Consider the following 12,306-nt stretch of genomic DNA (forward strand, 5'->3'; position numbering starts at 1 on the left):
TGTTTTCCGTGGCAAAAAATGCTAATGTCAGGTAACATCAGACATCACAAACAAAAAAAGCATCCCTTTCGAGATGCTTTTAAACTTAAAAAGAAAAATAGGGATTTTTTTTATACTAACTGCATTAAAGCCTCTTTGCTAAAGCCTTTCAATTCCTCAGTGCGGTTATGTTTAATTTTTTCTACCCAGTTCGGATCTGCTAAAAGCGGACGGCCAACGGCAACCAAATCAAAATCGCCACGGTCCATTCTGCGCACCAATTCATCTAATGAGCTTGGTTGAGAACTCTGGCCAGCAAATGCACCAAAGAAATCGCCATCCAAACCAACAGATCCTACTGAAATGGTTGCTTTTCCGGTTACTTTTTTCGCCCAGCCTGCAAAGTTCAAATCAGAACCTTCAAACTCGGGCTCCCAGAAACGGCGTTGCGAGCAATGGAAAATATCAATACCGGCATCGGCCAATGGTGTTAACCACTGCTCCATTTCCTGCTCATTTTTAGCCAGTTTAAAGTCGTAAGCAGCAGGTTTAAATTGCGACAAACGGATAATTACCGCGAAATCTTCGCCAACTCTTTTGCGTACTTCTTTAATTACTTCCACACCAAAACGGGTACGTTCGGCCAAAGTTTTACCGCCGTAAATGTCGGTACGGTTATTTGTACCTTCCCAGAAAAACTGATCGATTAAATATTGGTGGGCACCATGTATTTCAACGGTATCGAAACCTAAAGCTTTTGCATCAGCAGCAGCCTGGCCAAAAGCGGCAATGGTATCGGCAATAGCAGCATCTGTCATAGGCACACCGTTTTCGAAACCTGGTTTGTTAAAGCTTGACGGACCTTCGAAAGGTGTTCTTGGCAACCAGCCTGATGCATGGTTTTCCATAATTCCCTGGTGCCAGATCTGTGGACCCATTTGCCCGCCAGCCTGGTGAACATCATTAATTACCTGCTGCCATCCTGCCAAAGCTTCGTTGCCATAAAAATGTGGAATGTTTGGATCTGCCGAAGAAGATGGGCGGTTAATTACCGTACCTTCTGATAAAATTAAACCTACTTCGCCAGCAGCTCTTTTTGCATAATAAGCTGCAACTTCGGGTGTTGGCACTCCACCTGGAGAGAAAGATCTCGTCATTGGAGCCATTACTATTCTGTTTTTTGTATTTAATGTTTTAAGGCTAAAAGGCCTGAATAAACTATCTGTGTTCATATTATTTTAACTATTTATAATGCTTTATGGATGATTTCGCTTAATTTTTCCAAACCTTCTTTATTGCGTTTGTAATAAGTCCATTGCCCAACACGGGTGGAGCTGATTAATTCCGCACGCTGTAAAATAGAAAGGTATTCGGAGATGGTACTTTGTGATAAACCACTTTTAATCTGGATCTGCCCAACACAAACACCAACGTTTTCAAAATCGGCATTTGGCTGTTCCGGAAAATTAAGCTCGGGCTCTTTTAGCCAGCCTAAAATCTGTAAACGTGTTTTGTTCGAAAGGGCTTTAAATATTTCTACCTGATCCATAACACAAAGGTATATCGGAATTTCCCGATATGCCAATTAAAGAATCAAACTTTACAATTGTGTGTAAAAAGTTGATATAAACGTTATTAAAACGTTTTAAACTCTCTGTACAATTAAAATAATGTTAGGATTTACATCAAACAATTTCTTACATTCGTTTAATCATTCTAACCAGGTGTCATCATATCAAACATTAAGCGATCACGAACTTTTCGTCCTGATGCAGGATGGGGATAAGTATGCGTTCGAAGAAATTTACGAACGGTTTAACGGTTTGTTATATATCTATGCCTGCAAAATGGTACCCGATAGGGAAGATGCAAGGGATATTGTGCAGGAAATTTTTGTATACCTCTGGAGCAACCCTAATATTAAAATCAAATCACAGTTATCAGGCTATCTTTATACTGCAGTGAGGTATAAAGTTTTCGATTGGCTGGATAAAAATAAATCGCGTTCCAATTATTTACAATCATTGGAAAATTTTGCCGATCAGGGCGATTATGTTACCGATAACTATATCCGTGAACGCGAATTTGCTTCAATTATTGAAAAGGAAGTATCGTTACTACCGCCTAAAATGCGCCTCATCTTCGAAATGAGCCGCCAGCAGCACCTTAGCCAGAAAGAAATTGCCGATATTTTGCATTTATCAGATAAAACGGTAAAAAAACAAATGAGCAATGCACTTAAGGTTTTGAGGCTAAAACTCACTTCGTTTTTATTGCTGGCCATAATTTTAATGATCCGTTGATTTTTATTCTAACCCAAAAATTATAAATTGATTGATTTGGGCGTTACCCAATCCCGTGAAATACGGGAAAGGGGCGGGCTTTTCAGGGCTACGCTGCGCTCCGGTACCGATGAAGGATCGGTACTGAACCCTTACAATCCCTAACGCAAAACCCACCGGTTTAAACCTCGCAGGTTTAATTCGATGTTAATATTGTTTTAATGGCCTCATTGAAGGCTGCGCCGTTTAAAAACCCCTAAGGTCTAAAATTATCAGTCCTTTTAAAAAGCAGGCTTTGTTAACTAAACCTGATAGGACGGAAAGCCCGGAGCGAGGCACGAGTGAGGACTTGGAGGGATAGCAGGACTTTCGTAACCGAAGTACACCAAACCCCGTTTTTCTAAATAATACTAACCACCTAAGTCATTTTAGGGCAACTGGATAATACAAGTTTGCGCAGGTGAAAATTTATCATTCAGAAAAAAATAAAAATATTTTCTTTTCATCTACTACCTGGGCTTTGGTTAACCTACATGTATTTAATTAGCCAAATATTTTGAAGTAATGAATACAGCCGAAGTTGAAAAACTTTTAGAACGATACAGAAATGGATTGTGTACTGAAGACGAAAAAGCTTTAGTAGAATCGTGGCACTTATCCGAACTGTCTAAAAGGGTATCCGATCTGGATCACTCCGAGTTAATTAATGCCAAAAACCAAATCTGGAATGCAATTGAAGAAGAAACAGCGCTGAAACCTGCACGTAAACGAATGCTTTGGACAAAACTGGCGTCTGCGGCAGTGGTGCTCTTTTTTATTGGTTTCGTGATTAATAACCAGCTGAAAAAACAATTCTCAAATCCTCAACAAATTACTAAAACGGCAGAAAAAATAATAAGGCCTGGTGGAAATAAAGCAACTTTGACATTGGCCGATGGTTCTAAAATATCGTTAACAGATGCTACTGATGGTATAATTGCTAAACAAGCAGGCATTAACATTACCAAAACCAATAAAGGGGAGCTGATTTATACCGTTGCTGCACAATCGGCATCGAATGTTAAAAATGCTGTTTATAATACGATTGAAACACCGCGTGGCGGACAATACCAGATCAACCTTCCTGATGGGACTAAAGTTTGGCTCAATGCCGAATCGGTTTTAAAATATCCGGCTGCTTTTAATGGCGAAGAAAGAAAAGTAGAACTGAAAGGTGAAGCCTATTTCGAAGTAGCTAAGTTAACCGGTAAAAATGGTGCAAGGCTTCCATTCAAAGTAAAAAGCGACATCGGTACAGGCAGAAGTCAGGAAGTGGAAGTTTTGGGTACGCATTTTAACATTAATGCCTATAACAACGAACCCAGCAATAAAACCACCTTGCTTGAAGGTAGTGTAAGGATTAAAAATTTACAGTCGAACCTTTCGCAACTATTAAAACCGGGCCAGCAATCAATCATCACCTCTTCATCACCATCAGTGAAAGTTGAAACCGTAGATGCAGAAGAATCAATAACCTGGAAAGATGGTTATTTCAGTTTTAATGAAGAGAATTTAGAAACCATTATGAATAAAATTGCCCGTTGGTACAATGTAGAAATAGATTACCGCGGTAATAAAATCAATAAAACCTTTGGTGGGCGCATTTCGCGTTTCAATAGTGTAAACGAGGTGTTAGATATGCTTCAGACCACCGGGGCCGTACATTTTAGAATTGAGGAGAGGAGGATTTTAGTTATGCCATAACCTATACTTTTTCATCAAAACGATGATGATTTTTAGAATATGCCTGACTAAAAAACCGGAAGCGCGGCAACGCTCCCGGCCATAATTAAGGCTTTATTCTAATCGTAAAATTGTGAGATACAACTATTCTAAACCTAATAACCAAATATATGAATTTTTATACTGAATGGTTGCCCAAACCAAAGGGACGCCTGTTTAAAATTTTGTTGATTATGAAATTGACTTTTGTCTTGCTAATCACTACATTTTTACAGCTCAGTTACGGGGCTGCAAATGCACAAAACGTAACATTATCAGAAAAAAATACCACACTACTTAAAGTTTTTCGCAAGCTGAACAAAAGCGTGGGTTATAGTTTTCTGTACGATTTAGATCTTTTAAAGGAAGCTAAACCAGTAACCATCGATATCCGTAATACTGATATTAAAGAAGCGCTCAAACGTATTTTTAGTGATCAGCCGCTTGGCTACACCATAAAAAACAATACCATTATTATCCACCGTAAATCGGCAGAAGGTACGCCTTTAATGATACGTTCTTTTGTTGATATCAGGGGTAAGGTAGTTGATGAGAAAGGCCAACCCATGGCAGGAGCCAGTGTGAAGGTAAAAGGTACCAATCAAGGTTCGGTAACTGATGAAACGGGTACATTTATTTTAAAAGATGTAAGCGAAGGCGCAACGCTGGTGATTTCTTATATCGGTTACGAAAATAAAGAAGTAACGGCAACCAATGGCCTGACCGTAAAACTAGAACCGCAGGCAGGTTTATTGGCCGATGCAGTGGTAATTGGTTATGGTACACAAAAGAAAAGTGTGGTAACGGGCGCCATAGCTTCGGTTAAAGCTGCCGATCTGGAAAATGCACCGGTGGTACGTTTGGAGCAATCGCTACAAGGTAGGGCATCAGGTGTAAACGTAATGACGAGTTCTGGTCAGCCGGGCGATGGAGGTACCATCAGGATCCGCGGTACAGCCAATATCAATAATGCAAATCCATTATTTGTTGTGGATGGTGTGGTAATCGGTGGAGGTATCGAATATTTGAATCAATCAGATATCGAATCAATTGAGGTGTTAAAAGATGCCGCATCTGCCGCAATTTATGGTACACGCGCTGCAAACGGGGTAATTATTGTGACAACCAAAAAAGGCGCCAATACAGGGAGGATCAGATTGGAGTATAATAATTATATCGGTACACAGGCACCTTCTACAAAACTTAATTTGTTAAATGCTACGCAATATGCTACCATTTACAACGAATCGCAATTGGCCGATGGAATTACCGCGGTGCGTTTCCCTAATCCGGCACAATATGGTGAAGGAACTGATTGGCAGGCGGCAGTTTTTAATAACAGCGCCAAAATCCAAAACCACGATTTAAACATGAGTGGAGGAAATGATAAGTCTATATATTATGGCTCGTTCAGTTATTTCGATCAGGATGGTATTGTGGCTACATCCAATTCGAATTTTAAAAGATTTACTGCCAGGTTTAACTTCGAACATAAAATTACAAAGAACATCAAGTTTGGTAATTCGATCGGTTATACCAGGATCAATTCGGTTGGCGTAAGTACCAATACCGAATATGGTTCGCCATTAAGCAGGGCCATTAATATGGATCCGATAACACCTGTTGTGGAAACCGATCCGGCTAAATATGGTGCTTCAAAGTACCTTAATAATCCGGTAGTGAGAAATGATGCTGGTTTCCCTTATGGTATTTCTGATTATGCCCAATCGGAGGTTCTAAACCCGGTTGCAGCACTAAAGGTTGCCCAGGGCAATAGCTGGAGCGATAAAATAGTGGGTAATGCTTTTGCAGAGGTAGAATTTATAAAAGGTTTAAAATTTAGAAGTACCGGAGGTGTGGATCTTGCTTTTTGGGGCGGGCAGACTTTTCGCCCGATTTATTACCTGAATTCGATTAATCAATCAACCCTAACCGCTTATACCAGAGATAATAACAGAGGTTTATTCTGGTCTTTAGAAAATACCTTAAGCTATGATAAAACCATTGGTAAACATGTATTTACGGCTTTATTAGGTTATTCGGCACAGAAAAACAAAGGCGAAACTCAGGGCGGAATTAAAGAAGGTATTCCGGTTGATAACATTAAAGATGCCTCCTTACAGTTTCCGGTGGCTAGAACAAATTCTGATTTTTATGGGGGCGAATACCTGAACACTTTAAACTCCATATTTGGTCGTGTAATTTATAATTACGATGAAAAATACCTTTTTACGGGTATCATCCGTAGAGATGGTTCCTCACGTTTTGGCCCTAATAATAAATACGGTTATTTCCCTTCTGCATCGGCAGGTTGGGTAGCCTCTCGTGAAGATTTCTGGCCTAAAAATGATATCATCACCTTTTTAAAGTTTAGAGGATCGTATGGTATTAACGGTAATGATAATATTCCCGATTTCAGCTACCTGGCAACGGTTAGCGGCGGCCGGAATTACTCATTGGGAACAGCGTCAGGCCAAACGCTTATTAATGGCGTGAGTCCGAATGCGCTTTCCAATCCTGATTTAAAATGGGAAGAAACCTCTTCAGTTGATTTAGGTTTTGATGCTACCTTATTTGAAGGCATTACTTTAAGTACCAGCTATTTTAATAAAAAAACGTATGGAATGTTATTGCAACAGGTAGTGCCATCATACGTGGGTAATAGTGGTCCTTATGCCAATACTGCCGATTTATACAACAGAGGTTTCGAAATTGAACTGGGATGGAACAAAAAAATTGGTGAAGTGAGCTTCCATGTTGCCGGTAATGCTTCATTTATCAAAAACCAGGTAACCTTATTAGGTGCAGATAAAGATTATATCCCAAGCAGACAAACCATTACGCCGCAAGGTTTAGAGGTAACGCGTGTAGCTGTTGGCCAGCCGGTTGATTCGTTTTTCGGATACCAGACTGCAGGCCTTTTCCAGAACCAGGCAGAAATCAACAATTATAAAAATGGTGCAGGTGCTTTAATTCAGCCCAATGCAAAACCAGGTGATATTAAATTTTTGGATCTGAATGGTGATGGTGTAATCAGCGATGCTGACAGAACCTTCTTAGGCCGATCGAATCCGAATTTTACTTATGGTTTAACATTTTCTGCAAAATATAAAGGCTTTGATATTTCGTTGTTTGGACAGGGTGTTTCAGGAAATATGATCTTCAATGGATTAAGAAGGTTCGATTTAACTCCATCAAACTACACCACCAATATTTTAAACAGGTGGACAGGTGAGGGAACAAGCAATACCATACCAAGGGTAACCCTACAGGATGATAACAAAAACTATAGCCGGGTATCGAGCCTGTTTTTAGAAAGCGGTGCATATTTCAGGTTAAAGAATGTTCAATTGGGCTACACCTTGCCTAAGCAACTGGTAAATAAGGTTGGTTTGGATAAGTTAAAAGTTTATGTAATGGGTAACAACCTATTTACGCTGACGAAATACACCGGTTATGATCCGGAAATCGGAGGCGGAAGCTTAGGTGTAGACCGTGGTTTTTATCCTCAGGCCAGATCATTTTTTGTAGGCGTAAATGTTGGATTTTAATTAGAGCGATATGAAAATTAGACATATAAAATATTCGATTGCCATTTTGGTGATCATGCAATTAACAGTTTCTTGCAAAAAAGACTTTTTAGAACTTGTACCCAAAGGAACTGCAACAGAAGAAAATTTTTACCGTAATGAAACCGAGGTTTATCAGGGCCTGATATCGGTTTATGATGTAATGCAATGGGGTACAACGGGTGGTTATACCATGAAACAGCCACTGCTTAGTGCCGCCTCCGACGATTGTTTTGCGGGTGGCAGTAATGCTTCCGATCAGCCGGGCTGGGTGGCTTACGATAACTTCAATATGGATTCGAGGTTAGGACCACAGGTGGGTTTATGGAGTAAAAACTTTACGGGAGTTAACCGCGCCAATATTATTTTAGAGAAAATTGCAAAAGCAACAACGCTAAGTGCGGGTTTTAAAACCAGGGTTACGGCAGAAGCTAAATTTTTAAGGGCGTATTTCTATTTCGACCTGGTAAGGTTTTTTGGAAACGTTCCGTTAATTACAGCTACCATCCCTACAGGAGAGTTGTATACCCAAACACAATCTGCACCGGCAGCAATTTATGCACAGGTAGAAAAAGACCTCCGCGAAGCATACCCTTCATTGCCTACCACCATTGCTACGAACGAAAAAGGCCGGATTTCGATGGGGGCTGCAAAAGCATTGCTGGCAAAGGTATTGTTATATCAAAATGATAATGCCAAACTTCAGGAAGCGGCTACATTGTTTAACGATATCAACAAGGTTGGAAATCCTTATGGATATTCCTTATTACCAAATTATGCCGATATTTTTAGGCCGGATAATAAATTCAATGCTGAAGTAATCCTCGAAATTCCACATTCTAATTTGGCAGCCTGGGGCGACTGGGGCTGGGTTAACGGTGGAGAAGGTAACGTAGGTACGCAGTTTGTGGGTATGGACAGTTACAATGGCGATACATATTCTGCAGGTTGGGGCTTCTGTCCGGTAACGCTGAGCCTGGTAAATGCCATGAAAACTGACCCACGATTTGCCACTTCTATCATAGATGGTGCTGCATTAAAAGCTGCAGGCGCAACTTATAACGGAAGGTACCAGAACACCGATTATTTTATCAAAAAATATGCGCCATTAAAAGCATACCGTTCAAACAGTGGTACTGCCGAATTAAACTGGCCGATTGATGAAATTGAAATGCGTTTGGCCGATACTTATTTAATGGAAGCTGAGGCTTTGGTGAGGTTAAACAGCGATCCAACTCGTGCATTATCATTACTTACTGCTGTAAGGGCAAGGGTAGGCTTGCCTGCGGTTCCTGCAACTTTAGATAATATCTTCAACGAGCGCAGGTTAGAACTTGCTTTTGAAGGGCACCGTTTCTTTGATCTTGTTCGCAGTGGCAGGGCCGTTACCGTTTTAGGTCCGGTGGGTTATAAAGCAGGTAAAAGTGAATTTATACCGATCCCACAGCAGGAAATCGATCTTACAAAAGGGGTAATTAAACAAAATCCAGGCTATAATTAATTAAATATATCATGAAATTAAATTATATCATTAAACAAACAGCCGGGTTTATGGCCTTGCTGCTTTTGCTGAGCTTTAGTGCCTGCAAAAAAGGAAATACACATAAAGATTTGGGTGCTGCACCCACGGCCGATCAGGTTAAGTTTAGCGTAACGCCTACTGCCACCAATGCCAATATTGTTACTTTGGTTAATCAGTCGCCAGGTTTCAAGGCCCTATGGGATTTTGGTAACGGCGCAACTGCTGATGGCAATACGGTTACCGCTTCTTATCCACTTGCAGGAACCTATACCGTTAAATTAACCATTGTTACTGATGGTGGTTCGGTTTCGAGTACCAAATCGGTGGTTATTGCAGCTACAAACCCTGCCATGTTAACTGACCCAGCTTTTACCACCCTTTCAGGTGGTTTGTCAAACGCTACAGGTTTTACCTGGGTGATCGATCAGAAATCTGCCGGACATTTGGGTGTTGGTCCTGTAACTTCTCAAACGCCAGACTGGTATCAGGCTGGTCCTGATGAGAAAGTCGGACTAGGCTTTTACGATGATGAGATGACTTTCAACATGAATGCCTTAAAATATACATACGACAATAAAGGCACAACCTTTGCCAATGCATCTAACGCGCCGGGTATTGGTGGACCAACAGGTTCAAATGATCCAACGGTAAATTATACGCCACCCACCAATTTAACCTGGCTGGTTACCGAAACCAATGGTGCGAAATACATTACCATTTCTGGTGGAGGTTTTATAGGTTATTATCTTGGCGTTTCGCAATATCAGATCTTATCGTTAAATGAAAACGAAATGTGGCTGCGCTGTTTGGATAAAGCCAACAGTGGCAATGCCTGGTATTTAAAACTGGTTAGAAAAGGTTATGTAAGGCCAATTGTGCAAAAGCCGATTCAGGCCGCAAACCTTGCTGATGATTTCCAGGGTACATCGAACTTCACCTGGACGGCGGAGAACATCAATTTTACAAGTCCTTACGATAATCCAGGCAAATTTCCTGTTAATACATCCGCAAAAGTGGGTTATTATGAAAAAAGAACAGGCGATGACGGTCAGTATGGAAACCTCAATGTAACCTTACCATACCGTTTTGACCTTGCGGCAAAAAACAAAGTCCGTTTAAAAGTTTTCATTCCCGGGGGTAACGATTTTACCAAATTACAGCCAAAAGTTTCGGTTAAGCTGCAAAACTCGCTGTTGGGTGGCAACGCTTATACGACACAGATCGAGATTGTTAAAACAATTGCTGCTGCCGATTACAATAAGTGGATACAGTTAGAGTTCGATTATTCAGGCTCGGCTGCCCAAACGTTATATGATAAAATTGTGGTTCAGTTGGGTGGCGAAGGTCATCCTGCTCCGGGCATATTTTACATCGATGATTTTGAGTTTAAGTAAAGCCTGATTCACAGGCAGTTTGTAAATAGCAAACTGCCTGTTTTAAAAATTTATAACATGATACATTCAGTAAAGCATTTTAAAAGTGTGGTTTTTGCTTTTGCAATTGGTGCAATGGCATTGAGTTCCTGTTCGAAAAAAGGGGGAGATGAAGGCTTGGTTTATGTACCGCCTGTAGTTGGACCACCTGTTGATAAAGGCTGGGCTTTTGAAACTACCCCCACATGGGCCGATGAATTTACCAATAACGGTGCGCCGCTTTCGAGCAATTGGGATTACGATACCGGAGGTGGTGGCTGGGGAAATAACGAGCTGGAGTATTACACCAATACCACCAATAATGCCAATGTGGCTAACGGAATATTAACCATTACCGCTAAAAAAGAGAATATGGGCGGCATGGCCTACACCTCATCCCGTATGGTAACCCGTAATAAACTTGATGCTTTATATGGACGTTTCGAAATTAAGGCGAAACTTCCGACAGGAAAAGGTACATGGCCTGCAATATGGATGTTACCAACCGACCGTGCTTATGGCGATTGGCCTAAATCAGGAGAAATAGACATTATGGAACATGTGGGCTACGATCAGGATATGGTACATTTTAGTACCCATAGCGAAGCTTATTATTTCAAAATTAATACCCAGAAAACCATTACAAAAAAAATTGATGGGGCAAGTACAGCTTTCCATTTGTACCGTGTAGATTGGACACCTTTTGCCATCCGGGGTTATTACGATGATGTAAAGGTATTTGAATTTACCAATGAAGGAACGGGTTACAAGGTTTGGCCTTTTGATAAACGTTTCCACCTGTTGTTAAATGTTGCTGTTGGTGGCGATTGGGGCGGAGCAAACGGTATTGATGATAAGATCTGGCCACAAAAAATGGAAGTAGATTATGTCCGTTATTACAAAATGATCGATAAATAAGATACGTTAGTTTGATTGTGAAGTCGCTGAGGATTCAGCGGCTTTTTTTGTGCTGTTCCGTGGTCTGTCTCCCACAGACCAGATTGAAATCTTTTTTGCCACGGAGGCACTGAAAACACGGAAAATTCTATAAAATTTGTCATCCCGAGCGGAGTTGTGGTGGTTTGAATTAGAACAGTGTTTTATTGGCTAGAGATTCTTCATTGCATTCAGAATGACACACAAAAAAACGGGGATCGATCATACCGACCTATCCCCGTCATCTAAATTAACGCTCTCATATATATAAACAACCAAAAAGGCGATTTATTATATTCGATATAAAATATTTTTTATTTTTTTGGTGCAGGCTTTTTCGCTGCGGTTTTTGCTTTCTTTTCAACCGCCGGAGTTTCTTCTGTAGCTTCGGCTTTTTTCTTGGCTGGCGCTTTTGCTTTCTTTACCTCTGCAACAGGCTCTTCCGCTACTTCAACTTTCTTTTTTGCAGGCGCTTTAGCTTTTTTAACCTCGGCAGGAACTTCTTCCGCTACTGCTTCTTTTTTCTTGGCCGGTGCTTTTGCTTTTTTAGCCTCAACAACTGGTGCTTCAACAACCTCTTCTTTCACTTCTTCTGCTTTAGGAGCATGATCTTGTTGCAGGTAATTGGCTAAAATCTGCCTTAAATACACCTCTGGTTTAGGCATATTAATGATTGTTCCAGGCTCTTTATCCTGAGATTGTTTAATATAAGCCGATTTAATTTTACCCCAATCTTTAGAGTAAAGTCTGATGAACATCTCTACAAACTGTTCATCTGTATATTTTTTAGGTAACCTACCCAGCACTGCCTGAATTTTTTCTTCTTTTTTATGTAATACCGCCAT

The 12,306-nt window shown here is 40.6% G+C and carries 9 protein-coding genes; 6 read left to right on the forward strand and 3 right to left on the reverse strand.

Translation table 11 applies throughout. The features are described from left to right. Window positions 1–110: 110 nt before the first annotated feature. Together H9L23_RS24230 and H9L23_RS24235 are read right to left on the reverse strand one after the other, a co-directional pair. A complete protein-coding gene (locus H9L23_RS24230) occupies window positions 111–1,211 on the reverse strand; it encodes an NADH:flavin oxidoreductase (protein WP_187592709.1) in 1,101 nt (366 codons plus the stop codon). A 14-nt stretch (window positions 1,212–1,225) separates the two neighbouring features. Next, on the reverse strand, window positions 1,226–1,528 hold the full coding sequence (locus tag H9L23_RS24235; protein WP_187592710.1) for an ArsR/SmtB family transcription factor: 303 nt from the start codon (window positions 1,526–1,528) through the stop codon (window positions 1,226–1,228). Window positions 1,529–1,703: 175 nt separating this feature from the next. Here H9L23_RS24235 and H9L23_RS24240 point away from each other — a divergent pair, with 175 nt between their 5' ends. The 6 genes from H9L23_RS24240 (at window position 1,704) to H9L23_RS24265 (ending at window position 11,443) form a co-directional block, all read left to right on the forward strand. Further along, complete coding sequence (locus H9L23_RS24240) at window positions 1,704–2,282, forward strand: RNA polymerase sigma factor (RefSeq protein WP_187592711.1); 579 nt, start codon at window positions 1,704–1,706, stop codon at window positions 2,280–2,282. Window positions 2,283–2,825: 543 nt separating this feature from the next. Beyond that, window positions 2,826–4,004 (forward strand): FecR family protein, encoded by a 1,179-nt coding sequence (locus tag H9L23_RS24245; RefSeq protein ID WP_187592712.1) that lies wholly within the window; start codon window positions 2,826–2,828, stop codon window positions 4,002–4,004. A gap of 149 nt (window positions 4,005–4,153) precedes the next feature. Next, window positions 4,154–7,573 carry a TonB-dependent receptor gene (locus H9L23_RS24250; RefSeq protein WP_187592713.1) on the forward strand — a complete coding sequence of 1,140 codons (3,420 nt, stop codon included), beginning with the start codon at window positions 4,154–4,156 and terminating at the stop codon, window positions 7,571–7,573. A 10-nt stretch (window positions 7,574–7,583) separates the two neighbouring features. Then, entirely contained in the window at window positions 7,584–9,092 is a 1,509-nt protein-coding gene (locus H9L23_RS24255) for a RagB/SusD family nutrient uptake outer membrane protein (RefSeq protein ID WP_187592714.1), read from the forward strand. Between the two features lie 11 nt (window positions 9,093–9,103). Next, window positions 9,104–10,507, forward strand: coding sequence for a PKD domain-containing protein (locus tag H9L23_RS24260; protein WP_187592715.1), 1,404 nt, complete (start codon window positions 9,104–9,106; stop codon window positions 10,505–10,507). A gap of 57 nt (window positions 10,508–10,564) precedes the next feature. Beyond that, window positions 10,565–11,443 carry a glycoside hydrolase family 16 protein gene (locus tag H9L23_RS24265; protein ID WP_223191013.1) on the forward strand — a complete coding sequence of 293 codons (879 nt, stop codon included), beginning with the start codon at window positions 10,565–10,567 and terminating at the stop codon, window positions 11,441–11,443. A gap of 332 nt (window positions 11,444–11,775) precedes the next feature. Here H9L23_RS24265 and H9L23_RS24270 read toward each other — a convergent pair whose 3' ends face one another. Continuing rightward, a complete protein-coding gene (locus H9L23_RS24270) occupies window positions 11,776–12,306 on the reverse strand; it encodes a hypothetical protein (RefSeq protein WP_187592716.1) in 531 nt (176 codons plus the stop codon).

Source organism: Pedobacter roseus, assembly GCF_014395225.1.
Taxonomy (GTDB): Bacteria; Bacteroidota; Bacteroidia; order Sphingobacteriales; family Sphingobacteriaceae; genus Pedobacter; species Pedobacter roseus.